General features: G+C 63.4%; 30 protein-coding genes, 2 tRNA genes and 1 pseudogene. 19 read left to right on the top strand and 14 right to left on the bottom strand.

The features are described from left to right. The first annotated feature begins 225 nt into the window (after positions 1–225). From H1B27_RS23150 to H1B27_RS41050, 3 genes are all read left to right on the top strand, one after another. On the top strand, positions 226–621 hold the full coding sequence (locus tag H1B27_RS23150) for a hypothetical protein (RefSeq protein WP_061880600.1): 396 nt from the start codon (positions 226–228) through the stop codon (positions 619–621). Positions 622–907: 286 nt separating this feature from the next. After that, positions 908–1,615 (top strand): outer membrane protein, encoded by a 708-nt coding sequence (locus H1B27_RS23145; RefSeq protein ID WP_197967637.1) that lies wholly within the window; start codon positions 908–910, stop codon positions 1,613–1,615. A 244-nt stretch (positions 1,616–1,859) separates the two neighbouring features. Beyond that, the gene (locus tag H1B27_RS41050; protein WP_061880586.1) at positions 1,860–2,102 is read left to right on the top strand and encodes a DUF6719 family protein; all 243 of its coding nucleotides are present in this window, start codon (positions 1,860–1,862) and stop codon (positions 2,100–2,102) included. Between the two features lie 25 nt (positions 2,103–2,127). On the opposite strand, the gene H1B27_RS23135 is transcribed toward H1B27_RS41050, so the two are convergent. Together H1B27_RS23135 and H1B27_RS23130 are read right to left on the bottom strand one after the other, a co-directional pair. Continuing rightward, the gene (locus H1B27_RS23135; RefSeq protein ID WP_061880587.1) at positions 2,128–2,382 is read right to left on the bottom strand and encodes a hypothetical protein; all 255 of its coding nucleotides are present in this window, start codon (positions 2,380–2,382) and stop codon (positions 2,128–2,130) included. A gap of 299 nt (positions 2,383–2,681) precedes the next feature. Next, positions 2,682–3,050, bottom strand: a complete 369-nt coding sequence (locus H1B27_RS23130) for a hypothetical protein (protein ID WP_197967636.1) — start codon at positions 3,048–3,050, stop codon at positions 2,682–2,684. On the opposite strand from H1B27_RS23130, the gene H1B27_RS23125 reads away from it, so the two are divergent. Beyond that, on the top strand, positions 3,049–3,315 hold the full coding sequence (locus H1B27_RS23125; RefSeq protein WP_156505153.1) for a hypothetical protein: 267 nt from the start codon (positions 3,049–3,051) through the stop codon (positions 3,313–3,315). The genes H1B27_RS23130 and H1B27_RS23125 overlap by 2 nt on opposite strands. A 3-nt stretch (positions 3,316–3,318) precedes the next feature. On the opposite strand, the gene H1B27_RS23120 is transcribed toward H1B27_RS23125, so the two are convergent. After that, positions 3,319–3,546, bottom strand: coding sequence for a hypothetical protein (locus H1B27_RS23120; protein ID WP_063816673.1), 228 nt, complete (start codon positions 3,544–3,546; stop codon positions 3,319–3,321). A 267-nt stretch (positions 3,547–3,813) separates the two neighbouring features. On the opposite strand from H1B27_RS23120, the gene H1B27_RS23115 reads away from it, so the two are divergent. The 3 genes from H1B27_RS23115 (at position 3,814) to H1B27_RS41390 (ending at position 5,678) form a co-directional block, all read left to right on the top strand. After that, positions 3,814–4,533 carry a class I SAM-dependent methyltransferase gene (locus H1B27_RS23115; protein ID WP_197967635.1) on the top strand — a complete coding sequence of 240 codons (720 nt, stop codon included), beginning with the start codon at positions 3,814–3,816 and terminating at the stop codon, positions 4,531–4,533. 72 nt (positions 4,534–4,605) lie between these two features. Then, positions 4,606–5,292, top strand: coding sequence for a class I SAM-dependent methyltransferase (locus tag H1B27_RS23110; RefSeq protein ID WP_197967634.1), 687 nt, complete (start codon positions 4,606–4,608; stop codon positions 5,290–5,292). Continuing rightward, positions 5,289–5,678: a GFA family protein gene (locus H1B27_RS41390; protein ID WP_446479875.1), complete on the top strand. Its 390-nt coding sequence runs from the start codon at positions 5,289–5,291 to the stop codon at positions 5,676–5,678. The genes H1B27_RS23110 and H1B27_RS41390 overlap by 4 nt, the downstream gene beginning before the upstream one ends. Positions 5,679–5,925: 247 nt before the next feature. Here H1B27_RS41390 and H1B27_RS23105 read toward each other — a convergent pair. Beyond that, positions 5,926–6,000 (bottom strand) — tRNA-Thr (locus H1B27_RS23105). Between the two features lie 162 nt (positions 6,001–6,162). Continuing rightward, positions 6,163–6,636, bottom strand: a complete 474-nt coding sequence (locus H1B27_RS23100; RefSeq protein ID WP_197967633.1) for a hypothetical protein — start codon at positions 6,634–6,636, stop codon at positions 6,163–6,165. Between the two features lie 282 nt (positions 6,637–6,918). On the opposite strand from H1B27_RS23100, the gene H1B27_RS23095 reads away from it, so the two are divergent. After that, positions 6,919–7,398, top strand: coding sequence for a hypothetical protein (locus H1B27_RS23095; RefSeq protein WP_061880592.1), 480 nt, complete (start codon positions 6,919–6,921; stop codon positions 7,396–7,398). A 41-nt stretch (positions 7,399–7,439) separates the two neighbouring features. Further along, positions 7,440–7,964 carry a hypothetical protein gene (locus H1B27_RS23090; RefSeq protein WP_061880593.1) on the top strand — a complete coding sequence of 175 codons (525 nt, stop codon included), beginning with the start codon at positions 7,440–7,442 and terminating at the stop codon, positions 7,962–7,964. A 265-nt stretch (positions 7,965–8,229) separates the two neighbouring features. Here H1B27_RS23090 and rlmB read toward each other — a convergent pair whose 3' ends face one another. After that, positions 8,230–9,060 carry a 23S rRNA (guanosine(2251)-2'-O)-methyltransferase RlmB gene (gene rlmB / locus H1B27_RS23085; protein WP_061880594.1) on the bottom strand — a complete coding sequence of 277 codons (831 nt, stop codon included), beginning with the start codon at positions 9,058–9,060 and terminating at the stop codon, positions 8,230–8,232. Between the two features lie 206 nt (positions 9,061–9,266). On the opposite strand from rlmB, the gene H1B27_RS23080 reads away from it, so the two are divergent. Continuing rightward, positions 9,267–9,352: transfer RNA gene (locus H1B27_RS23080), tRNA-Tyr, on the top strand. On the opposite strand, the gene H1B27_RS23075 is transcribed toward H1B27_RS23080, so the two are convergent. After that, complete coding sequence (locus tag H1B27_RS23075; RefSeq protein ID WP_311976974.1) at positions 9,315–9,863, bottom strand: tyrosine-type recombinase/integrase; 549 nt, start codon at positions 9,861–9,863, stop codon at positions 9,315–9,317. The genes H1B27_RS23080 and H1B27_RS23075 overlap by 38 nt on opposite strands. Before the next feature lie 23 nt (positions 9,864–9,886). Here H1B27_RS23075 and H1B27_RS23070 point away from each other — a divergent pair. Further along, positions 9,887–10,093, top strand: a pseudogene (locus tag H1B27_RS23070) (LLM class flavin-dependent oxidoreductase); the annotation flags it as partial. Between the two features lie 312 nt (positions 10,094–10,405). Continuing rightward, a complete protein-coding gene (locus tag H1B27_RS23065) occupies positions 10,406–10,615 on the top strand; it encodes a hypothetical protein (RefSeq protein WP_197967631.1) in 210 nt (69 codons plus the stop codon). Positions 10,616–10,668: 53 nt separating this feature from the next. Here H1B27_RS23065 and H1B27_RS23060 read toward each other — a convergent pair whose 3' ends face one another. Genes H1B27_RS23060 through H1B27_RS23050 form a run of 3 tightly spaced genes read right to left on the bottom strand, consistent with a single transcriptional unit; the run spans position 10,669 to position 12,642 of the window. Beyond that, positions 10,669–11,043, bottom strand: a complete 375-nt coding sequence (locus tag H1B27_RS23060) for a hypothetical protein (protein ID WP_197967630.1) — start codon at positions 11,041–11,043, stop codon at positions 10,669–10,671. A gap of 25 nt (positions 11,044–11,068) precedes the next feature. Then, positions 11,069–11,509: a GNAT family N-acetyltransferase gene (locus H1B27_RS23055; RefSeq protein WP_197967629.1), complete on the bottom strand. Its 441-nt coding sequence runs from the start codon at positions 11,507–11,509 to the stop codon at positions 11,069–11,071. Further along, positions 11,506–12,642 (bottom strand): metallophosphoesterase family protein, encoded by a 1,137-nt coding sequence (locus H1B27_RS23050; RefSeq protein WP_197967628.1) that lies wholly within the window; start codon positions 12,640–12,642, stop codon positions 11,506–11,508. Before H1B27_RS23050 ends, H1B27_RS23055 begins: the two co-directional genes overlap by 4 nt. Positions 12,643–12,721: 79 nt before the next feature. Between H1B27_RS23050 and H1B27_RS23045 the strand changes: the two genes are divergently transcribed. Genes H1B27_RS23045 through H1B27_RS23020 form a run of 6 tightly spaced genes read left to right on the top strand, consistent with a single transcriptional unit; the run spans position 12,722 to position 15,644 of the window. Then, positions 12,722–13,645, top strand: coding sequence for a hypothetical protein (locus H1B27_RS23045; protein WP_197967627.1), 924 nt, complete (start codon positions 12,722–12,724; stop codon positions 13,643–13,645). Positions 13,646–13,676: 31 nt separating this feature from the next. Then, positions 13,677–13,931 (top strand): hypothetical protein, encoded by a 255-nt coding sequence (locus H1B27_RS23040; protein ID WP_197967626.1) that lies wholly within the window; start codon positions 13,677–13,679, stop codon positions 13,929–13,931. After that, positions 13,928–14,218, top strand: a complete 291-nt coding sequence (locus H1B27_RS23035) for a hypothetical protein (protein ID WP_197967625.1) — start codon at positions 13,928–13,930, stop codon at positions 14,216–14,218. Before H1B27_RS23040 ends, H1B27_RS23035 begins: the two co-directional genes overlap by 4 nt. 24 nt (positions 14,219–14,242) lie before the next feature. Continuing rightward, positions 14,243–14,641 (top strand): hypothetical protein, encoded by a 399-nt coding sequence (locus tag H1B27_RS23030; RefSeq protein WP_197967624.1) that lies wholly within the window; start codon positions 14,243–14,245, stop codon positions 14,639–14,641. 32 nt (positions 14,642–14,673) lie between these two features. Beyond that, positions 14,674–15,462: an ATP-grasp domain-containing protein gene (locus H1B27_RS23025; RefSeq protein ID WP_197967623.1), complete on the top strand. Its 789-nt coding sequence runs from the start codon at positions 14,674–14,676 to the stop codon at positions 15,460–15,462. Beyond that, positions 15,459–15,644 (top strand): hypothetical protein, encoded by a 186-nt coding sequence (locus tag H1B27_RS23020; RefSeq protein ID WP_197967622.1) that lies wholly within the window; start codon positions 15,459–15,461, stop codon positions 15,642–15,644. The genes H1B27_RS23025 and H1B27_RS23020 overlap by 4 nt, the downstream gene beginning before the upstream one ends. Positions 15,645–15,941: 297 nt before the next feature. Here the strand turns inward: H1B27_RS23020 and H1B27_RS23015 are convergent, their stop codons facing one another. The 3 genes from H1B27_RS23015 to H1B27_RS23005 all read right to left on the bottom strand — a co-directional run bounded on the left by H1B27_RS23015 (position 15,942) and on the right by H1B27_RS23005 (position 20,219). After that, positions 15,942–17,030, bottom strand: a complete 1,089-nt coding sequence (locus H1B27_RS23015) for an LLM class flavin-dependent oxidoreductase (protein ID WP_246515640.1) — start codon at positions 17,028–17,030, stop codon at positions 15,942–15,944. 94 nt (positions 17,031–17,124) lie between these two features. Next, positions 17,125–18,105, bottom strand: coding sequence for an NADPH:quinone oxidoreductase family protein (locus H1B27_RS23010; protein WP_061880595.1), 981 nt, complete (start codon positions 18,103–18,105; stop codon positions 17,125–17,127). Positions 18,106–18,161: 56 nt separating this feature from the next. Next, positions 18,162–20,219, bottom strand: a complete 2,058-nt coding sequence (locus tag H1B27_RS23005) for an ATP-dependent helicase (RefSeq protein WP_197967621.1) — start codon at positions 20,217–20,219, stop codon at positions 18,162–18,164. Positions 20,220–20,342: 123 nt separating this feature from the next. Between H1B27_RS23005 and H1B27_RS23000 the strand changes: the two genes are divergently transcribed. Then, on the top strand, positions 20,343–20,933 hold the full coding sequence (locus H1B27_RS23000; protein ID WP_131871370.1) for a TMEM175 family protein: 591 nt from the start codon (positions 20,343–20,345) through the stop codon (positions 20,931–20,933). A 3-nt stretch (positions 20,934–20,936) separates the two neighbouring features. Here the strand turns inward: H1B27_RS23000 and H1B27_RS22995 are convergent, their stop codons facing one another. Continuing rightward, the gene (locus H1B27_RS22995) at positions 20,937–21,317 is read right to left on the bottom strand and encodes a YciI family protein (RefSeq protein WP_061880604.1); all 381 of its coding nucleotides are present in this window, start codon (positions 21,315–21,317) and stop codon (positions 20,937–20,939) included. Positions 21,318–21,339 lie beyond the last annotated feature (22 nt).

Here is a 21,339-nt window from a genome sequence, read left to right as displayed (position 1 = left end):
CGCGGCGGCATCCCTGGCATTGCCCCGCCGCCGCGCGCGGACTTCAGGCCCGGTCCGCTCGCCCAGTCTCGTGCGAAAGCCCGAGGTGCCGGCGGCGGGCCGGTGCGCTGCTTGCGCCGCGGCAAGCGAATTCCCTTCGTGCAGGCTTGGAGCTAGAACGTCTCCTGATCTGATCTGATCGAGCGGAGAGCGGGGCCTGTGGGGCGGTTGGCGAGATGTGCGGTGATAGTGGCATTGCCCTTGGCGCTTGCGGGCTGTTTCGGCAGCGACGGTGACCGTCCAACGCTGATGGGCGGGACCCAGGCCGGCGGGCCGCAGCCGTTTCCCGACAACTTCCGGAGCGACACGCTGGCTCTGATGCGGACCTATCTCAACAATCCGGTCGGCGTGCGCGACGCCAGCATGGCCGAACCGGTGCAGCGCGAGGTCGGCGGCCGGCAGTTCTATGTAAGCTGCCTGCACTTCACCCCGCGCGAGACCGATGGCAGCTACAAGGCCATGCGCGAACGGGCCGTGATCTTCGTCAACGGCCGGGCGGACCGCGTGGTCGACCGGACCAGCGATCTCTGCGCCGGTGCGGTTTACGCCCCCTTTCCGGAACTGGAAAAGATGACGCGGTAGCGCAAAGCCCGCCTTCATCGCCTGATGTTAGATAGACGCAGCCGGAGCCGCTGGATCACATTTCGGCGAGCTTTGAACGAGGTGATTTCCTCTTGAGACGAATCGTTGCGCCAAGCCTTGTGAACGCGACAAAAACAGTTAGCTCTGGGGTGGTGTGACGGAACAAAATCGCGTTGTTGCCACCCCGTCACAGTGACGAACGATCAACGTTCCGGCATCGCCGCGAGGCAACCCAATTCACGCCACGTTGTTTCCTGAGTGTCGTTATGAAAGAACGGGGACGATCATGAAATCGATTTTGCTGGGTGCAGCCGCTGTGCTTGCGCTGGCCGCGCCGGGCGCCGCCGCGGACATTCAGCCGCGCACCTACACGAAGGCTCCGGCCTATACGCCGCCGCAGGTCATTTACAACTGGACCGGTTTCTACATCGGCGGCCATGTCGGCGGCGCGTTTGCAGGCGACAACAGCTTCCAATCCAGCGACGCTCGCTTCATGGGCGGCGTGCAGGGCGGCTTCGACTACCAGTTCGCGCCCAACTGGGTGGTGGGTATCGAAGCTCAGTATTCCTGGCTGCCGACCAACAACAACGGTGCCACCTTCCCGCTGGGCACGCAGGTGACCTCCAACACCGACCAGATCGGGTCGGTGACCGGTCGCATCGGCTACACCTGGGGACCGACGCTGCTATACGCCAAGGGTGGCTATGCTTGGCGCAATAACGGCCTTGGCGTGAACATCGCCGGGGTGCCGCAGGCCTTCACCACCACCGGCAACAACAAGGACGGCTATACCGTCGGCGCCGGCCTCGAATACATGTTCGCGCCGAGCTGGTCGGCCAAGGCCGAGTACCAGTACTACAATTTCGGCAGCACCACCTTTACGTCCGGCCCGGCCGACATCGTCGGTGCCCGCGGCCGGGAGGACGAGCATACCGTCAAGGTCGGGGTGAACTACCGCTTCGGCTGGGGCGGTCCGGCAGGCTCCCGCTACTGACTGCCAGCGGCGATCGAAGACCCGACAAAGGCCGGCTCCGCCGGCCTTTGATTTGCCGGTTTGTCAGCCGATTGTTTGCTTTGCGTGAACCATCTGGCGCGTCATTTGCTTGCAAATGATGGCTGGCGCGCCTTCTCACGCGCGTCATGGGGGCGGGGTAAAGCAAAAATAATTTTTGCGATCTACGGAACTCGCGCTCCGGAACGCGTTATATGACATTTATCGGGCTGGTGGGACGACGGACATGCGTATCTTGGTGTCGGCAGTGGTGCTCTCATGCTTCTCTCTCCTGCCGTGCTCTGCACAGACAATCCTCAGATCCGAGCCTCTGATGCTGGCACCTTATGAGGTGGCCTTCGTCAAGGATGCTTCCTGTCCGTCGGGCAAGGTCATGAAGGTCACCGGCGCCATCCGTGGGTTACATCGCCGCAAGACCTGCGTGGCCATGCCGGGCGAGCAGGCCTCGCTGGCGGCCGCGACGCCCTGAGCCCCGCTCCGGTTTCGTGCCGGACTCAGGAATTCAGCTCAAGCTCCATCCTCGCCTGCTGGTCGGCCTCAGCCTTGTTCTTGGCGGGGTCCTCGCCTTGGGCTGCCTGGCACGGGGCGATCTCGTAGCCGTTGTCGAGCACCCGGCGCGGTCCCGGCCGCTCGTCGTCCGCAACCACGTCCACGACGAGACCGCTTCGCTGCGCAAGCTTCCAGACGTCGGACTCACTGGGATAGGCCTTGCTGATCTGGGCATCGTTGCAGAACAGGGCGTAGGGCATTCTTCCCGCTCCAAGAAACCCGGTCAACGAGCTTGCCCGGCCAGGGGTTCCGGCCCGCCGCCAGATCACGGAGCCGTGATCGGCCGCCGCTGGTCCTTGAGTCCTTAACGAGTCCTAAATCCCGGAAAAAAGAATCCCTGGGACTCGTCGCCCGGAATCAGCGGATGTTTTCCGCCATGACGAGCGACCTGAAGACATCCTGCGGGCACATGCTCCTGCCGCTCACGCTGGCGCTGCTCGGCGCCTGCGCGGCCAATCTCTGGCTGGTCTGGTCCTGGCTATAGGCCTTTGACCGGGCGCTATTTTTTGGCCGGGGGACCGGCGTCGCGGATGGCGGCACGCAATCTGGTCAGGGTCGCCGTACAGTATTCCTCACGCTCGCGCTCGAAGCGCTCCTGATGCTTCCGGAAACTGGCAAGGCGAGCCTGCATCTCGGTGCGGAAATCGCCGCTTGCCCGCGCCGCGAGAGGTGCGGGCCGGGGCGGAAGCGGAACTTGTGGCGGCTCGACCTCGACGGCGGCCGCCTCCGTGGCGACGATCTCCACCGCGACGGGCGAGCCAACCGCGGGCGCATCCGGCTGCAGGGCGTCATCCTTCCTGCCGGTTACCGATTGGACGAAGGCCAGCGTCTGCGCGATCAGTGCGTCGCGCTCCTTGATCCATTTCATGATCCACCTCAGCCGCGCTCATTCCAGCAAAGCGGCCGCATCGAATCAAGGAGGTTCGAAAGGGATTGCATATTTTTCCCGATCGCCCGACATTGAGAGAATGGTTGCGGGAGAAGAACGGTCGGACGAAGTGGAGGGGCTGAGGCTCATCCGCGCGTTCCTGTCGCTGCCGCCCGACAAGCGGGCGGAGGTGATCGCGTTCGCGGAAGAATTGGTGCGTGCCCACGCCCTGACCACGGAGGGCAGGGAGGCCTCGCCGCGGTGAGCGCTACCGCTCGCGGGGATTGACGTTGGGCTCGAACGGCGCGCCGACCACCCGGACTGGAGCCTGGAGCGATGTCCGGGAGACGTCGATCACGGCTCTCTCGGCGACGCGCTTTTCAGGGGCCGGCACCAGCTCCGGCCCGAGCAGCGTCAACGTGCCGGCCACGGCGCCACAGCACAGCATCACTGTCACCAGCAGAATGATGTTTCGGTTTTCTTCCCTGATCCGCATGGGTCAAGAACGAGCGACGCACGTCTTTGGTTCCGGTCCGGCATTTCATCGACCTATCGTGCCAGCAGAAAACCCATTGCGATCGCGAACAGCACGGCCGTCATTACGACAGCCGCAACCGCACCGGCGGCGATCCTAGCTTTCTCTTTGACCGTGGTGGGACGCATCGTACACGCACGCTACCTCATGTTGAACTCGGATCCAAATTATGATCTGTAGCGGCGCCTGCGATGCGCGCGGCCAACATCCACTCCTGAAGGTCTGCCTATGAACGAGGACGTCAGCGACGGCTGGGCCGCGTCCGCGGCCGCCTGGATCGTCGAGCAGGGACAAGATGGCGACTATGGTCGCCGTTTCGTGCTGGACGCGCCGATGAAGGAGCGCATCGAAGGGCGCGGCTTCAGCAACGCGCTCGACGTCGGCTGCGGGGAAGGGCGCTTCTGCCGCATCATGCAGCGGGCCGGCATCCGCACCACCGGTATCGATCCGACCGAGGCGTTGCTCGCGCGCGCCCGCGAGCTGGACCCGGACGGCGACTATCGGCTCGGCCGCGCCGAGACGATGGAGGTCGATGCGAGCTTCGATCTGGTCGTCAGCTATCTCAGCCTGATCGACATGCCCGATCTCGATACTGCGATCGCAAGGATGGTGGCGGCGCTGCGCCCGGGCGGTACGCTGCTGATCGCCAACCTGACGAGCTTCAACACCGCCGGCCAGCCGGACGGCTGGACACGCGATAGCGAGGGCGAGATGCGCTTCGCCATCGATCACTACATGGACGAGCGGCCGATCTGGGCCGCCTGGCACGGCATCCGGATCCAGAACTGGCACCGTCCGCTCAGCACCTACATGACCCTGTTGCTCGATCACGGTCTGCAGTTGCGTCTGTTCGTCGAGCCGCAGCCGACAGGCGGCAGTCCCGAGCAGGTCGCCCGTCATCGCCGCGTGCCCTTCTTCCACGTCATGGAGTGGCAGAAGCCGGCCTGAGGGCAAGGCAGGTGATTTCGGCGGCGACGCATCGCCTGTACACTGGCTCATGACTTGCTTGAGGCTCGTCCGATGATCTCCTGTCGTCCTCCCGTGCTCGCCCATGAACGTTTCCTTGCCGACCGCGAGAACTTTGCCGGCCTCGATCTCGCCTCACGGTTCGAGCGCATCGAGCGGACCAATCTTTGGGGCGCGGCCACTTCGGTATCCGGCCTCGGCTCGGAGGATTCCGCGACCGCCGCGATCCGCGAGGCGCTTCCTGCACTGCTGCAACGGCTCCGCGTGCGCTCGCTGCTGGATGCGCCCTGCGGCGATGCCGGGTGGATTGGCCGGCTCGAGCTCGATGTCGATTACACCGGCATCGACATCGTGCCGTCGCTGATCGAGGCCAACCGCCGGCGTGTCGCAGACGGCGCTTTGCCTGGCCGGTTTCTCGTCGCCGACATCACGCGCGATGCATTGCCGCGTGCGGACATCGTTCTCTGCCGCGACTGCCTGGTGCATCTGAGCTTTGCGAACATCGATCGCGCCCTCGCGCAATTTCGGATGAGCGGGGCGTGCTTCCTGCTGGTCACCACCTTTCCCGAATGGGACGGCAACCGCGATTGCGAAGACGGCGACTGGCGGGCGCTCAACATGGAGAAGGCGCCGTTCGACTGGCCCGCGCCGGACGCGCTGATCAACGAGCATTGCGAGGAGGGTGATGGTGGCTGGCGCGACAAGAGCCTCGGGCTCTGGCGGCTGGAGGATGTCGGATGATCGATGCCAGATGCAGTTGCGGCGCTGTTTCACTTTCGCTTCGGGGACCGACCAGGCTGGTCGCGGCATGTCATTGCATCGACTGCCAGCGGCGAACGGGAGCGCCCTTCGGTGTCGGTACGTTCGACCCGGTCGAAACCGTCAGGATCGATTTCCGGTATGCTGAAGGAGTGCGTTCGAGGGATCGAAACATGCTTGGGTCGAGATCGGCGGCTCGGGTGTCGAGCACTTCGAACAGAGCAGCGCAGCAAGAGTTCAGGTCGAGGCTGGAGCATCGAGCGCTGGTGCCGGCGCGGCCGGTGTTCGGTCAGGGGCGCGGCCTTGCGTTAGACGGCGTTCCTGTTGTCTGTATCGGTTCACCGGGAGCACGGTCCAGCGGCGGGTGAGGCCTCGCAAGTCCTACCGTTCCGGGAGGTGCGTCGTTGCTGGCGGTACGGGTATTGACGCGCTCTAACGTGACTGTCGATGCAACCACAATGGCGATGGCCAAGGCGACAGCGGATAGGGCTAAGGCTGCTCGATCATTCGGGTCCATCGCCAGACCTCCGCGAGACGGCTCTGTGGCAAAAGGATAACGCAGAACCGATGATTTGGTTCTTGCGTCAGGCCACGACGCGGTCTCGGCAAAATCCATGGTGCCGGCTGAGGGGATTGAACCCCCGACCTTCGGTTTACAAAACCGCTGCTCTACCGCTGAGCTAAGCCGGCGACGCTTGAAAGCGGAGCGGGGCCCGGCATATGCGCCGGTTGTCCGCCCGGGCGTCGCAATATCAGACTTGGTCGGAAAGTGCCAGAACCCGCGATGATTGATGCAGGCACGAAACAGGCGGCCCGAAGGCCGCCTGGTTCATCGCGCTCACTTTCGTTGCCCTATTGGCAGATGTGCCGGCGGCCGTCTTCGCCCTTGAACCAGGTCCCGGGCGTACAGACGAAGCCGTTGCGCTGGGCGTAGGTGCGGTTGTCCCATCCACGATTGTTCCAGCCGCGGTCCCACGAATTGTCATAGGCGTAGGAATTGTCCCAGGCGCGGAATGGGGCGGAGGCGATCGCGCCAGCGGTGCCGATCGCGGCACCGGCAACGCCCGCGGCGACGTCGGTCGGCCAGAAGCCGGTGCGGCTCCTGTTCCAGTCGTTATTCCAGTCGCTATTGGCCTGACGATAGGACGCGCGGCGATGCCGATAGCCGCTATCGGTGTACGGGTTTCCGGGGCCGAGGTTCTGGCAGCTGGCGTTGGGGAATTGCGCCGAGCAGCGGCCGGGATTGGTGACGACCGCCTGCGCCATGGCGGAGCCTGCCAGCATGGTCGCTGCAATCGCCGTGGCCCCGAGAAGCTTGATGTTCATGGTTGTTCGCTCCCATTTTGTTGACGGGAGCTAAACGCTGACGGCGCAGGACGTTCCGATGCAACCGTGGGATTTTCGCGAGCAAATAGTCAAACGGATGTGAGCGCGGCGGCGCTGTTCCGGCGGCGGAGCGCGCGCCGTTAACACTTCGCTAGCTTGCTTTGCAGCATTTGAGCGGCGCGCAACCCTTACGCATTAGGCTTACCGGAAATTGGTGAGCAGGCCTTAACCCTCTCTGCGTTGCGATCAGATAGCGTGGCGCCGGACAACCGGGATCCTCTCATGCGCGCTGTGATGCTCGCCGCCTTTCTCATCGGACTACCTGCAACGGTGTTTGCCGAATCCGAAATCGTCGTTCCGGGCCGTCCCGGCGTGCCGATCATCATCAACAACATCGATGCGTCCTACGCCGTGGTCGAGGGCGTCTGGGGCCTGGGCAAGAACCAGCAGGTGCAGCCCACGATCTATGGCGGACGCTATATCGCAGAGCGGCAGCCCGATAACGTCGGTCATTATTATCCGACGCTGGGCTTGCGGCCCGGCTATGGCCGGCTCGAGGTCGAGCCGCCTGCGAACCGCAAACTGCCGAAACCGGCCGAGAGCTACCACGAGAGCTGGGGTGCGTCGTCCGCGCCGCTGCCCGTGCAGATGGACCCGCCCGTCGATCCTCCGCCGGTGATCTACGCGCCCGAGATCAACGAGCGTCCACGGCCGCCTCGGCCGCGGCCGCACACAGAGCTGCCCGGCAGGCCGCCGGGTTGAAAAACGTAAATCGAAAAAACGGAAATCAACAGGAGAGAGTAATGCGTCAGATGATTTCGGGACTGGTCGCGGCAGCTGCCGTGACGTTCGCAGCCACCGCGCCCGCCGCGGCCTGCGGCTTCACCACGTGCGCGCCCGTTGCGCCGGTCTATTCCGGCTGCAACACCGGCTGCGGCGGCTATGGGTATGGCTACGGCTACGGTTATGGCGCCTATGAGCGTCTCGCCGAGCCGACCACGCAGTATTACTACGTGAACCAGGGCCCGACCTATACCGGTCCGGGCGCGTTCGCGCCGTATCCGACCTACCGTGAGGATGCGGTCGTTGCGCCCGCCAATTACGGCTACGGCTATCGTGCCGCCGCGGTCGCGCCGCCGGCCGCTTACCCCTATCGCCGCCCGTACTACCGTCCGTATCGTTACGGCTACGGCCCCCGCTACGGCTATCTGCCGCGCGTGCACTACGGCCACGGTCCGCGCTATGGCTACGCTCATCGCCACGGCTACGCCTATCGCAACGCGCCGCATTATCACGGCGGTCACCGCGCGCTGCGCCGCCATTACTGATCTCTGATCGGGTCGAGATTTGCGAAGCGCCCGTTCGCGTGATGCGGACGGGCGCTTTGCTTTATCTTCAAAACAACCCCATGCACAGTAGCCGGGAACAGTGAAATCAAGGACTTGAAGCGCAATGAGCCCGACATGAGCGATCCTCGCTCACTGGCTCGTTGTTCGAGCCCCAATTTCGGAAAAACAGAGATTTCGATTGATCCGTCGGGCAAAACAGGCGTAGTATGGCATCGTCCGGATATGCGCGGCGCTAAAGCGCTAGCTAGCGCTTCATCAGCCCCAGCCGGCTCGCGCCGACGTAGAGCGCGAGCACGGCGGCGTTCGAGACGTTGAGGCTCTTGATCTCGCCGGGCATGTCGAGCCGGGCTACGACGCTGCAGGTCTCGCGGGTCAATTGCCTGAGGCCCTTGCCTTCGGCGCCGAGCACGAGTGCAAGCGGCTGGCGCAACACGACATCGCTGATATCCTCGCTGCCCTCGCTGTCGAGGCCGACGGTCTGGAAGCCGCGATCGTTCAGCGCGGTGAGTGCACGGGCGAGGTTTTGCACGGTGATCATCGGGACCAGCTCCAGCGCGCCGGAGGCGGCCTTGGCCAGCACGCCGGTCGCTTCCGGACTGTGCCGCGCAGTAGTGACGATCGCCTTCACCGCGAACGCTGCGGCCGAGCGCAGGATGGCGCCGACATTGTGGGGATCGGTGATCTGGTCGAGCACCAGCACCATGCCTTCCTGCGTCAGGGTCTCGATATCCGGCGAGGGCAGGGGATCGGCCTCGGCCAAGAGGCCCTGGTGCACGGCATCGGGCGACAGCAGCCGGTCGATCTCCTGGGGCCGCACGATCTCCGGCGCCACGCGGGCCTCGATGTTCTCCTCCGCAAGGCGCCTTGCGGCGTTCTCGGTCAGCGTCAGCTTGCGGATCCGGCGCCGAGGGTTGGCCAGCGCCATGGTGACGGTGTGCCAGCCATAGAGGATGACGGGTCCGTCGAGCTGCGAATCACGGTCGCGCCACGCCGAGCGGCCGGCCGATTTCCCGGGCCGGTTGAAGGGCTTAGCCCCGCCGCGAGCCCCCTTGGGGCCGAATTTTCGATCCTTCATGGGCTCGCTTCTGTCATGGGTTCCGGAATATGGCAATTTCGGTGGCTGCGAGGGCGATTTTAGCTGTCCGCCTCGGTTGACTTTGCCCCACCGCATCGCCCATAAACGCGCCCGGTCGCGCCCCGATCCGGGTTGTCGCGGCCTTCACGTTCCATGGCCGACTTCGGTCGCCGGCAAGGTCCGGCCCGATTGTGCTGCCGTCGAGCGGGGGAGTGTCCCGAGTGGCAAAGGGAGCTGACTGTAAATCAGCCGCCTCATGGCTTCGCAGGTTCGAGTCCTGCCTCCCCCACCAGCCTTTCGCTAGTGGGTTGATTTGTCTGAATTTTATCAGACGACGCCCTTACTTTCAACTCCGGTGCGGGAATAGATTTCAGCTTTTCCGCCGCTTTCTTCGCGAGCCGAGCCCGGTTCGCAGTCTTCGTGTAGTGTGCCGCCATGCGCCCGCCAGTCCATCCGAAGATGGCATCCAGCTCGGCTTCCGTGGCGCCGTTCTCAGCCGCAATGGTGGCCGCGATCTTCCGCACACCATGGGCGCTCTTCTTCACGCCGGCTGCGCTGGCGGCCTCGGAGAAGGCGTTGCCGAAGGACTCCTTCGTGAAGGAATGGCCGCGCTCGCCGACGATCCACGTCTCGGTCCCGATCGGGCCGACATCGAGCGTTGCTTGCAGCACGTCCAGGATCGGCAAGACGACCAGGATCGTCTCCTGGCTCTTCTCGGTCAGTATCTCGACATGGCCGTTCTTGATGTGGCCGGGGCCGACTTCGGCGGCATCGCCGCGGCGCAGGCCGGTATAGAGCAGCACGTCAATCCAAACCCGCTGCGGCGTTCGTGAGCGAGGCCGAGCATGGTTCGCTCTATGTCGGCTCGCCGGAAACGGTGGCGCGGAAGATCGCGAAGACGGCAAAGGCGCTCGGGATCTCGCGGTTTCAGCTGAAGTACTCGGCCGGGCCGCTGCCGCACGAGAAGCTGATGCGGAGCATCGAGCTCTATGGGCGGAAGGTGGTGCCGATGGTGCGGGAGATGATGGGGTAGCGTACGTTGAGAGCCAGTCCGCCTACGCCCTGTGGGCTACGGCGCGGCAGCCTTCGCTCACTTCGCGCCACGAGCACTTATGCTGGCTTGCCGAGCCGTAGCTCGCGAAGCGGTAGGTGGCCCACGTTCGGATCCAGTCCGCCTACGCCCTGCGGGCTACGGCGCGACAGCCTTCGCTCGCTTCGCGCCACGAGCACTTATGCTGGCTTGCCTGCACGAGCAATTCGCCGAATACCGGGTCAACGGCGAATGGTTCCTTTTCTCCACCCCTATCCGCGACTGGATCGCGCAGGACGAAGCAAGGAGATCAACATGACCGACCTCACCGAGACCCGCTCCATGCTGAAGAAGCTGGCGATGGCGCACGGAGCCGAGACCGCGATCGGCCGCGCCTGCCACAACCTGCTGGAGATGACGGAGAACTACGCGAAGGCGATCGGCGCCGACCAGCGGCAGAACCTCCGGACCAACATCGAGCGCGAGAAGACCAGGCTGAACGAACTCGTCAGTCAGGCTCATTGAGCAGGGGAAAACATTCATGACGATAGACGAGATTGAGAAAGCCAGCCGTCCGCTTAGAAATCAGTGTTTGAAATGACCGAGATCTTGAATGCTTGTCCGACCGGGACTGCAAAATATTCGGGATTACCAGCGGCGAGCGGCTTGTTGGATGTCGTCGCCGTCGGGCTGGTGCCAAACTTGATCGAGCAGGTCGATGTGCATAGGACCCGAACGATGTTCGTGGATGCGTTGAATGCTGCGGACGACGCGACACCACCGCTGTAGTCTACCGGAGGCTGGTCGGTAATCGCTGGCTCGCTTGCGACCTGCACAAGTTGCCCGATCGCAAGGCCGGTGTTGGTGTATTCCGAGATGTACATCTTGCTGGCGGCAAAGGCCGGCGAAGAGGCAAGCACAAAGAGTGCCGCCGCAAAGAACTTGCGAAGCATGGTGGGTCTCCGATGATGTAGAGAGTTAGATGAGTTGCTTTTTCCAATAGAGCGAATTATTGAACGCCCACCGGCATTCCGGCTCAAAGAGCCGATATCCGGCACGAATGAAGTTGTTGGCCGAATAGACGGTGTCGGTGGTCTCTGAGACGAGAAATTCCCAGCCGATTGACCGAGCCTTGCGCTCGCGAACCTTGAAGAACCGCAACTGTAGGCCGTTGCCGCGGTGCCCAGGCGCAACACCGGCCCGCTTCAGATAGCCCGCGTTCTTGTAGCGCTGCGACGGCACCATGCCCGCGAACCCGACCGGCTCCTTCCCGAGATAGGCCAGCCACCAATAGCAGTGGAAGCCATCGAGCTCGCCGTCAGTAAGGTCAGGGAAGTCTCCGGTCTCGCGATTGAACGCGCGGATGATGTCGGCTACCTCATCGTCAGAGGCGTCGACTTCGCGGATTCGATAGGTCACACTCGCCCCCGCTTCCACGTCAGGAACTCGGACGCCTCCTCAAGATCAGCAAAGCACCTGATGCGGCCAACATCATCGCGGGTCGGGTCGATCACAGCGGTGATGGAGGCGCCGAACTTCTGGCTGGGATAGCCAAGCTGGTCAGCATAGGAGTCTATGAACTTGTACCCGCGGGCTCGGATCAGATGATAGACGAAGCCGCGCTGAGCATTTTCGCTCTGGTTGATCGCCCATTCATGCTTGTGGCCGCAGGCGAAGATATCGGCTTGCTCAAGCAGCATGGACGCCTTCTGCGGCCCGTGCATCTTGTTCCAGATGGAAGAGCCTGGAAAGTCGTGAGCCGCATGGAAGCGGACGCGTTGACCGTTCGGAAACGCGATCTGGAAGCGTGATTGCCAGTCTTCGACCGGGACCGTCGGCCGTGCATTGGCCTTGATCAGATATGGCCCATCATTCCATGCGTCATGGTTGCCGAGAATGTGGCAGAGCCACTTGATGTTGCAGTCCTTCAGAATGTACTTGGCAAGCTTCCATGCCTGCTTCTTTGACATTTCCTGATCGGCGTAGAGGCGGACGAGTCGACCCACCCAATTATCGGTAAGATCGCCGATATTTACGGCATAGAGGCCCTCGGTGCGCTCCAGAATGCCGATATCACGGCGCAGCAGCGGCCAATTGCAGCCGTTGTTGTCCACGTGCGGGTCGCCCATGAAGCAGACTGCCATAGGCTTGTTCGATTTGACCTTGATCTCCATCCAGCGCCGCGCATCACGTGCGCTCAGATGGCTCTCAAACCTCTTGCAGGCCTGCTCTATGAGATCTTCCGCAGGAAGCTCACTGGACGGCAGGTCCGGGAAAACGATCTCGTCGGCCTCCAGAGCAGCCTTGGAGCCCAATCCGCGCTCATTATAGAGTTTGATGCGCGATTTGAGCTGCGGCACCGTGATGCCGATTGAGTTGGCAGCCTCGGTTTGGCTCTTGATGACGATGTAAGCGAGGCCTGCCGGTGGCAGTAGAAGAGCCGTGTCTTTGGAGAATGCCTCCAGGTACGGCAGCCACCACGGACTGGCGATAGCCGACACAGCGGCGACGTCGGTGAACCTTGACCGATCCTGACGTGATCCAGGTGACATGCTTCCTAGTCGGGGCCTTGTCGTCGGCAGCCTCCGAGTGCTGGTATATCATCGCCAAGAAGAATGGCTGGAGCACCTGATGGGAAGCTTCTTCGCCTCGCTCCTTGGCAGCGCTGGCTTGAAAGCTTTAGTGGATGCGTTTGCGGGCCCGGTAGAGTCTATTTTCCACGACTATATCCAGGGAAGGATCAGCAAGGAGCAGCTTCAGGAGAAGCTTCAAGAGGCGATACTTGCGGCATTCTCTCAGGTTGAAGCGCAGTATCTCGACTCCATCACGAAGACCTACACGGCGTTTATTCAGGTCGCGGCGCAAAACCCTGCCATGGTCAAGGCATGGTCTGTCGTTCTGTATTCGCAGCTTTTCGTGCTCTTCTGGCACCAGTTCTGTATCCCCGCCATCGTGGCTCTAGGGGTCGTCGACAAATACCCGAAGGCGGCCCTCCTGATCAGCACGTCGGCGCCCAGGCTCACCGCAAGGGGCTGGGACGAGCTTTGCGAGGCCAGCAAGGACATCCCGACCATCGGGCTTCAGTTCTCGGTCCATGAAAGCACGGACGAGGCTCGCGACGCCCTGATCCCGTTCAAGGGCAAGATGAGCCTCCGCGAGATCGTCGTGGCTGGCGAAGGCTGGTATGACCTGACCGGACGGAATCCGTTCTTCAACTATTGCGCCCATGACGGGAACGAGACGGACGCCGATGCCGACCGGATCGCGCGTCTGTTCAACCCCTCCGTCTTCTGTGCCACGGTCTCCGTGGTTTGCGAGCGATCGGAAGGACTGCCGGCCACGAACCAGCACCAGCGCGATCTTGCGACGTCATTCGCTTCCCGCTTGGTCCAGCGCGGCTTCGACGTTCGCGTGTTCGACCCGGCCGGACAGGACACCATTGGCGGCGGCTGCGGTCAGCTCTGGTTCGTCCAGCAGTGGATGAAGGACCACCCGGATCAGGTCAGACCGAGCATCGGGCACGGCATGCCAGAAGTCCACGCGCCAGCCGCATAACCGTTGTCTTCGCAACAGGGGGTACGTGAAAATGGCTGACGCTATCGACGTTGCCGACAAGTTCATGCACATGGCTGAGCGCGCGTTCAAGCAGCGCGACGATCTGGCGAAAGAGCTAGAAAAACTCAGCTTGGCGTATGTCAACTTGCTGGAGATCGGGCGAGATCGCATCGTCGCGCTGGGCGGTTCTTGCGATCCAGTCCATATGATGGAAGCGGGCGACCCCTCGCTCCGCCGGGCACGCGAGGCCCTCGCTCGCCATGCTGTGGGAGGATCGGGCCAGTGAGCAGAGAACGCGCGCGCCCCTGGCGCAATCCGACACCGCTCGAAGGCTTCACCCCAGAATGGCTCGGGCAGTTCGACACATTCGAGGATTGGGTGAACCATGCGTCACGCGCGCTCACGGAGCTGACACTCGAAGGCGGCATCGGTAACACCGTCGCGGCTATCTGCGTCGATACCAAGGGGCGCCGTTGCTCCTGCGGCCACGAGTTCATGCGGGCTCGCGATGATGGCTCCTTCCCGATCCGCTACTTCATCACGGGCACCGTTGCTCTGTCTTCAGATCAGTGAAACTGCAAACACAGGAGAACTAGCATGAGCATTCAGACACAAACCCTTTCGACCGAGGCCCGCAACGGCATGAGTTACCGTCGCGAGATCTGGTCGATGGAAGGCAACGACCCAGTGGAGATGGACGCCGTCTACAATGCCCACGGCGTCTACGTCGGCGACAAGGAGACGGCTGACTTCCTTGCCGACAAGGGCATCCTTCCCGAGCCCCGCACCGAGCAATCAAGCGTGTGCAGCATCGGTTTCAGCCACAAGGACCAGAAATGGTACGGCTGGTCGCATCGGGCCATCCACGGATTCGGCATTGGTGACGCCGTCAAGGATGGCGACTGCGCTTGTGAGAGCCTGCCGGTGGGCTTTGAGGCAAAGAGCATGGACGATGCGAAGCAAATCGCAATGGCCTTCGCTGCCAGCGTCTCGTGATCAGTGACCTCAAACAAGTGACGGTGTGAAAAATGACGCTCAAGATACCTGAGCTGCGCATGCCGACCGAGCTGGAGATGCGGGATGTCTCCATGCGCTGGTTCGAGCGCATCGGCCCTACGTTGATTGATCGCTGGCCGGCTGATTTGGCCGCACTATCAATGCCAACGGAGATCGTTCGCCTCCCGACCGAATTGATTGAGCCTATGTACGACATGAAGGGGAACGAGCCGCACCCCGACGTGCAGGCGTTTGCCGCGGAGTTGGACGCTAAGATTGGGTGGAAGCGCCGCTTCGTTCGGCTCAACAGCCGGTCCCCCAAGGACTCTACGTGGCCGTATGAGGTGGCTGCTACCATCAGCGGCAAAGAGGCGATGTCGATGCTGATGGGCTCCGAGCGAGCCCTGGACGACCTTTGCCGCTTCCGACACATTCCCGAGCATCCCGCCTACATTTGCTTGCGGGAGTGGGTGTACGGCCTCAACCCGCGCGACGAATACCGCTGCTTCGTCAAGGGCGGGAAGCTGATCGCCGTCACCAACTACGATTATCGCAACCCGTGGAGCGGCCCTGCAGATGGCGGCAAGGAGTTGCGCCAGCAAATAGACCGTTGGTTTGCTGATCACGTTCGACCAGCCCTACCCATCGATACGGTCGTGTTCGACCTTTGGGTACAGCGCGATGGCAAATTCTTGCTGATCGAGATCAACCCCTATGGCCTGAGCGATCCCTGCTACCTCAAGACATACGAGCGCGTCGAGAATGCCACAGGCTTCATCGAATACGGCTCATGCGCATTGACGTCGAAGGATGGCGCATGAGCCGTACACCTGCCCGTGTGACGCAAGCTGATGTCGCCCGCGCAATCCGCGCGGCGCAGCAATGCAACGCGGGCCGGGTCCGGATCATGCCGGACGGCACAATCACGATCGACCCGCTTCCGCCGAAATCTCGGGAACACGAAGAAAAGGAAGTTGCGCCCAAGCGGAGGATCGTTCTTTGATCGCCGCCATGCCCAGACCCAGGAAACCCCACCTCCACCGCGAGCGGAATCGGCACGGCACGCATGTCTGGTACGTGCGCAAGGGCCAAGGCCCGCGCTTCCGGCTGCGCGCCGAATATGGCTCGGACGAGTTCAATAGGCAGTACGAGCTCGCCATTCAAGGCAAGCTGCCGCAGCGCGGACAGGCGACCGCCGGCACGCTCCGCTGGCTTTGGGACGCCTATCGTAAGACTGATCCTTGGAAGGTGCTATCTGCGGCAACGCGAAAGCAGCGCGAGAACATCATGCTGCACGTCCTCAAGGCATCAGGCGATGAGCCGTTCGGCGCGGTCGGGAGCGAAGACATTGTGGCCGGGCTCGACCGACGCGCGGACACGCCTTCCGCAGCTCGCAACTTCCTCGACACGATGCGCGGGCTATTCCAATGGGCCAAGGCACGCGGGCATGTGCGGCGCGATCCGACCGCGGACGTGAAGCCCCCAAAGCGCCGCCGCAACGCCGGCTTCGCAGCTTGGACGCCTGCGGACGTGGAAGCCTATTACAAGCGCTGGCCGCTCGGGACTCGTCGCGCCCCATCGGCGGCCAGCCGCGCTCCTTGCCGATGCGGTCGCGCATGGCCTTGTAGTCGGGCCACAACTCCTCGCGCGCTTGCGCATCGGTCTCGGCGACGTAGCCCGGCGAATGCACGCCGATCGGCTTGGACGGGCGGCCGAACTCCCTGAAGGCGCGGTGATAGAGATCGACGTAAGGCGCAAAGCGCGCGGGATCGCCGCCGATGATCGCCAGCATCAAAGGCAGATCGTAATGCGCAGCGCGCACCACCGATTGCGGGCTGCCGCCGACGCCGATCCAGGTTTTGAGCGTGCCGTTCTCGACCGGCGGATAGACCAGCTGATCCCGCAGCGGCGGACGCAGCTTGCCTTCCCAGGTCACCGGCTGTTGCGACAAGAGCGCGGCGAACAAATCGAGCTTCTGCTCGAACAGCTCTTCATACTCGCGCAGGTCGAAGCCGAACAGCGGAAAGGATTCCGTGAACGAGCCGCGGCCGAGGATCACCTCGGCGCGACCATTCGATAGCGCATCCAGCGTGGCAAAGCGCTGGAACACGCGGATGGGGTCGTCCGAAGACAGCACCGTCACGGCGGAGCCGAGATGGATGCGCCTGGTGCGGGATGCGATCGCGGCCAGCACGGTCTCCGGCGAGGAGATCGCGAAATCGGCGCGGTGGTGCTCGCCGAGCCCGATGAAGTCGAGCCCGAGCTCGTCGGCCAGCACCGCCTCGTCGACGACGTTGCGGGTCACCTGCGCATGCGTGATCATGGCGCCGGACGCATCTGTTGTGACGTCGCCAAAGGTATCCAGTCCGAATTCGAGCGGTGCGGTCATCATTCAGGTCTCTGTGGAGGAACGATAAGACCTAATGGACGACGGCGAGCCCACAAGGTGGCTTTCGGAAATGCTCGGTTTCCGTTTGTAGGTCCTATCCCGAGATGCGAACTACCATCTTGCCGATCGCAGAGCGCGTCTGCATCGCCTTGAACGCCTCGCAAAAATCCTCCAGCGCGAAGACGCGACCGACCATAGGCTTCAGCTTGCCGTCGGCGAGCCAGCTCGTCAGCTCCGACATCAGGCGCTTCTGCACGTCGGGCTCGCGCACGGGAATCTGCGCGAGATCGACACCGAGCAAGGCGCCGCCTTTCAGAAGCGGCAGATTGAACGGCAGCGCGGGAATGGAGCCTGCGGCAAAGCCGACCACGAGATGGCGTCCGCGCCAGGCGATGGATCGAAATGCCTGCACCGAGATCTCGCCGCCGACAGGATCGAAGATCACGTCGGCGCCATGTCCTCCGGTCAATTCTTTCAGCGTGTCGCGCCAGCCGGCTTGCGTATAATCGACCACCGCGTCGGCGCCGCGCGCCTGCGCGAATTCGCGCTTCTCCGGTGTCGATGCCGCTGCGATTACCCGCGCGCCGAGCAGTTTGCCGATCTGCACCGCCGCGGTCCCGGTGCCGCCGGACGCCCCCAACACCAGAAGCTGCTCGCCTGGGACCAGCATGGCGCGGGCGCTCAGGGCATAGAGAGCGGTCAGATAGTTGGCGCGAAACGAGGCGGCGACCTCGGCCGCAACGCCGTCGGGCAACGGATAGATCGCTTCGGGATAGACGACGATCTCTTCGGCAAGCGCGCCCGAACGGGTCATGCCCATCACGCGCATGCCGGGTTGATAGCCGCCCGGCCTGCCGGGAGCTTCCTGCACCACGCCTGCGAACTCGGTCCCGGGAATGAAGGGCAGGGGATCCTTGGTCTGGTAGCGTCCCTCGATCTTCAAGCCGTCGACAAAGCCAATTCCCGCCGCCTCCACCCGGATGCGCAACTGTCCCGGCTCCATGACGGGCGGATAAATTTCCTTCAGCTCGATTTGATCAATCGGTGCGTATTGCTCGACGACAACGGCTTTCATATCGGACCTCGGTTGTTCCAGTTATCCTGACAGATCCCGAGACCAGCCTCTTGTGTCTACCGCCACATCCCGCGCATCTTCGCGCCGATATCGATCTTCGGCCCCTGCGCCGCGGTACGGGCCGCACGTGCGGCGGCCTTCGGCCAGGCGGTGCGCTCGAACAGATGGACCAGCTGCTCCGGGATGAAGCGGGTGCGCGAGGCGTAGACGTGGCGGTCGCCCTTGGCGGCCTGGCCGTGGACGAAGAAGCGCTGGGGAACGACGAGGTGGAGATCGTCCTTGGCGCGGGTCATCGCGACATAGAGCAGGCGGCGCTCCTCCTCGATCTCGGCGCTGGTGCCGGCGCCGAGATCGGACGGCATGCAGCCGTCGACGACGTTGAGCACGAACACCGATTTCCACTCCTGGCCCTTGGCAGAGTGGATGGTGGAGAGGATCAGATAGTCTTCGTCGCGCAGGGGCGGTCCGGATTTGTCGCTGGTCGCATCCGGCGGATCGAGCGTCAGCTCGGTCAGGAATTTTTCGCGCGAGGCATAGCTGCTCGCGATCTGCTCGAGCTGCATCAGATCGGCGCGGCGCGTCTCGGAATCCTCGTGGATGCGATCGAGATGCGGCTCGTACCAGAGCCGCACCCGTTCGAGATCGACCGGCCATTCCGAATAGCGCAAGTTTTCGACCGTACGGACGAAGTCGGTCCAGTCCTCGCCCGTGCGCGCCGGCCCCGGTAGCCGGCCGAGCGCGGCAAGCGGGTCGGTGCTCTCCGCCATCTGGTCGAGCACGCGCTGCGCGGTCGCAGGTCCAATGCCGGGCAAGAGATGCAGGATGCGGAAGCCGGCGACGCGGTCGCGCGGATTTTCGGCGAAGCGCAGCAGCGCCAGCACGTCCTTGACATGTGCGGCGTCGAGGAATTTCAGGCCGCCGAACTTGACGAAGGGGATGTTGCGGCGGGTCAGCTCGATCTCCAGCGGGCCCGAATGCGAGGACGTCCGGAACAGCACCGCCTGGTGCTTGAGCAGCATGCCTTGCTCGCGGTTCGCCAGCACCGCCTCGACGATGTAGCGCGCCTGGTCGGCTTCGTCGTGCACAGTGACGAGCTGCGGCTTCTGGCCGGAGGTGCGCTCGGTCCAGAGGTTTTTTATGAAACGCTCGCGGGCGAGACCGATGACGCCGTTCGCGGCCGACAGCACCGCCTGCGTCGAGCGGTAATTGCGGTCGAGCGTGATCATCTCCGCGCGCGGCGAGAAGCTTTGCGGAAACTCCAGGATGTTGCGCACGGTGGCGGCCCGGAACGAATAGATCGACTGCGCGTCGTCGCCGACCACGGTGAGGCCGCGCCCGTCGGGCTTGAGCGCCAGCAGGATCGAGGATTGCAGGCGGTTGGTGTCCTGATATTCGTCGACCAGCACGTGGTCGAAGCGACCGCCGATCTCTTCCGCGATCAGCGGATCGCTCATCATCTGCGACCAGTAGAGCAACAGGTCGTCGTAATCGAGCACGTGCTGGGCCTGCTTGGCCTCGACGTAAGCGGCGAACAGGCCCTTCAGCTCGGCCGCCCAGCCGCTGCACCAGGGATAGTGCACCCCCAGCACCTTCTCGATCTCCATCTCGGCGTTGACGCAGCGGGAGTAGATCGAGAGGCAGGTGCCCTTGGCGGGGAAGCGGCTCGCGGTCTTCGACAGTCCGCGCTCGTGCCGCACCAGGTTCATCAGGTCGGCAGAGTCCTCGCGGTCATGGATGGTGAAGGCGGGATCGACGCCGATCCGCTCGGCATATTCGCGCAAGAGCCGCGCACCGATGCCGTGGAAGGTGCCGGCCCAGGTCAGGGCATCGCGCATGATCGCGGCGTTGGTCTCGCCCAGCACCTTTCGGGCGATGCGCTCGACGCGGCCGGCCATCTCGGCTGCCGCGCGGCGCGAAAACGTCATCAGCAGGATGCGGCGGGGATCGCTGCCTGCGGCGATCAGATGCGCGACGCGGTGGGCCAGCGTGTTGGTCTTGCCGGAGCCCGCGCCGGCGATGACGAGCAGGGGGCCGCCCACGGTCGAGCCCTCGGCCACGCCATGCTCGACGGCGCGGCGCTGCTCCGCATTGAGCGTGTCCAGATATGTCGCCACGAATCGCCCCGGTGAAAGGATGAGAGTCGGCGATCCCGGCGCGAATCGCAATGCAGCTGGACGGGGACGAGTTTAGGATTTAGGGGAAGACGGCCCCCAGTTCCAGTGCACCCCATGCCCGACATGACCGAGCTCAAGCCCGACCAGTTCGAGATGCGACGGCTGGAATCGCTCAGCAACACCATTTTCGGTGTCGGCATGACGCTTCTCGCCTATGATCTGCCCAAGGCCGCTGTGTTCACCAGCGCGCCGGACTGGAACGATCTTGCCCGGGTCTATTCGGGCAAGCTGATAGGCTTTGCGCTCAGCTTCATCATCGCCGGCGTGTTCTGGATCAGCCATCACCGGCGGCTGGCGCGCCAGCCGGTCGGCAGCCGCGGCGACGTGATCCTCAACCTGTTCTTTCTGCTCTCGATCGTGCTGCTGCCGGTCACCAACGGCCTCTACACCAATTACGGCATGAGCAGCGCCGTCGCCGTGCTCTACGGCTTGCATTTGACCGCGATCGCGGGCCTCAACGCCTGGCTGTGGTGGACGATCCTGGGCGGCTGGCGCAGCGAAATGGTGGCCTCGCTGTTTCCGCTGCTGATGTTCATTCCGGGCACGATCGTTGCGGCGTTCGCGCCGCGGGTCGCGCCCTTCCTGTGGTTCATCGCTTTCGGCGGCATCGTGATCCAGCGCTTCCTTCCCAAGCGAACCGAGCCGGGCGCGTAGGACTCACCCCTCTGTCGCCCCGAACCCATCGGCCGGCACGTAAAGCTTGACCGGCCGGATTTCGTAGACCGCCGTCGGATTGACCGCACGCAGCTTCCGCGCCGCCGCGATTGCCTCATCCTCGGTGGCGCATTGCATCAGGTGGAAGCCCAGAAGCTGTTCCTTGGTCTCGGCAAACGGCCCGTCCAGCACCATTCCCGCGCCGGGGCCGCGCAACGTGCGGGCCTTTCGGGTCTCATCCAGGCGGGCCGCCGGCCCAAACTGTCCGCTTGCCCGGAGGGGCGCCTGAACCTCGATGACTTTGGCCACGACTGCGGCGTCCTGCTCCGGCGTCCAGGACAAGATCTCGTCTTCCACGTGATAGGCCAGGATGGCGTAGAGCATCGTCACCTCGTTTCTTTTCTGC

Source organism: Bradyrhizobium diversitatis (genome assembly GCF_016031635.1).
GTDB classification, from domain to species: domain Bacteria; phylum Pseudomonadota; class Alphaproteobacteria; order Rhizobiales; family Xanthobacteraceae; genus Bradyrhizobium; species Bradyrhizobium diversitatis.
This window is presented reverse-complemented; position numbering and strand designations above follow the sequence as displayed.

Bases quoted from the DNA above. Each gene is read 5' to 3' on its own strand.
- H1B27_RS23145 (WP_197967637.1), top strand. From the start codon at position 908: ATGAAATCGATTTTGCTGGGTGCAGCCGCTGTGCTTGCGCTGGCCGCG.
- H1B27_RS41050 (WP_061880586.1), top strand. From the start codon at position 1,860: ATGCGTATCTTGGTGTCGGCAGTGGTGCTCTCATGCTTCTCTCTCCTG.
- H1B27_RS23135 (WP_061880587.1), bottom strand. From the start codon at position 2,382: ATGCCCTACGCCCTGTTCTGCAACGATGCCCAGATCAGCAAGGCCTAT.
- H1B27_RS23125 (WP_156505153.1), top strand. From the start codon at position 3,049: ATGATCCACCTCAGCCGCGCTCATTCCAGCAAAGCGGCCGCATCGAAT.
- H1B27_RS23130 (WP_197967636.1), bottom strand. From the start codon at position 3,050: ATGAAATGGATCAAGGAGCGCGACGCACTGATCGCGCAGACGCTGGCC.
- H1B27_RS23120 (WP_063816673.1), bottom strand. From the start codon at position 3,546: ATGCGGATCAGGGAAGAAAACCGAAACATCATTCTGCTGGTGACAGTG.
- H1B27_RS23115 (WP_197967635.1), top strand. From the start codon at position 3,814: ATGAACGAGGACGTCAGCGACGGCTGGGCCGCGTCCGCGGCCGCCTGG.
- H1B27_RS23110 (WP_197967634.1), top strand. From the start codon at position 4,606: ATGATCTCCTGTCGTCCTCCCGTGCTCGCCCATGAACGTTTCCTTGCC.
- H1B27_RS41390 (WP_446479875.1), top strand. From the start codon at position 5,289: ATGATCGATGCCAGATGCAGTTGCGGCGCTGTTTCACTTTCGCTTCGG.
- H1B27_RS23100 (WP_197967633.1), bottom strand. From the start codon at position 6,636: ATGAACATCAAGCTTCTCGGGGCCACGGCGATTGCAGCGACCATGCTG.
- H1B27_RS23095 (WP_061880592.1), top strand. From the start codon at position 6,919: ATGCGCGCTGTGATGCTCGCCGCCTTTCTCATCGGACTACCTGCAACG.
- H1B27_RS23090 (WP_061880593.1), top strand. From the start codon at position 7,440: ATGCGTCAGATGATTTCGGGACTGGTCGCGGCAGCTGCCGTGACGTTC.
- rlmB (WP_061880594.1), bottom strand. From the start codon at position 9,060: ATGAAGGATCGAAAATTCGGCCCCAAGGGGGCTCGCGGCGGGGCTAAG.
- H1B27_RS23065 (WP_197967631.1), top strand. From the start codon at position 10,406: ATGACCGACCTCACCGAGACCCGCTCCATGCTGAAGAAGCTGGCGATG.
- H1B27_RS23060 (WP_197967630.1), bottom strand. From the start codon at position 11,043: ATGCTTCGCAAGTTCTTTGCGGCGGCACTCTTTGTGCTTGCCTCTTCG.
- H1B27_RS23050 (WP_197967628.1), bottom strand. From the start codon at position 12,642: ATGTCACCTGGATCACGTCAGGATCGGTCAAGGTTCACCGACGTCGCC.
- H1B27_RS23045 (WP_197967627.1), top strand. From the start codon at position 12,722: ATGGGAAGCTTCTTCGCCTCGCTCCTTGGCAGCGCTGGCTTGAAAGCT.
- H1B27_RS23040 (WP_197967626.1), top strand. From the start codon at position 13,677: ATGGCTGACGCTATCGACGTTGCCGACAAGTTCATGCACATGGCTGAG.
- H1B27_RS23030 (WP_197967624.1), top strand. From the start codon at position 14,243: ATGAGCATTCAGACACAAACCCTTTCGACCGAGGCCCGCAACGGCATG.
- H1B27_RS23025 (WP_197967623.1), top strand. From the start codon at position 14,674: ATGACGCTCAAGATACCTGAGCTGCGCATGCCGACCGAGCTGGAGATG.
- H1B27_RS23020 (WP_197967622.1), top strand. From the start codon at position 15,459: ATGAGCCGTACACCTGCCCGTGTGACGCAAGCTGATGTCGCCCGCGCA.
- H1B27_RS23015 (WP_246515640.1), bottom strand. From the start codon at position 17,030: ATGACCGCACCGCTCGAATTCGGACTGGATACCTTTGGCGACGTCACA.
- H1B27_RS23010 (WP_061880595.1), bottom strand. From the start codon at position 18,105: ATGAAAGCCGTTGTCGTCGAGCAATACGCACCGATTGATCAAATCGAG.
- H1B27_RS23000 (WP_131871370.1), top strand. From the start codon at position 20,343: ATGACCGAGCTCAAGCCCGACCAGTTCGAGATGCGACGGCTGGAATCG.
- H1B27_RS22995 (WP_061880604.1), bottom strand. From the start codon at position 21,317: ATGCTCTACGCCATCCTGGCCTATCACGTGGAAGACGAGATCTTGTCC.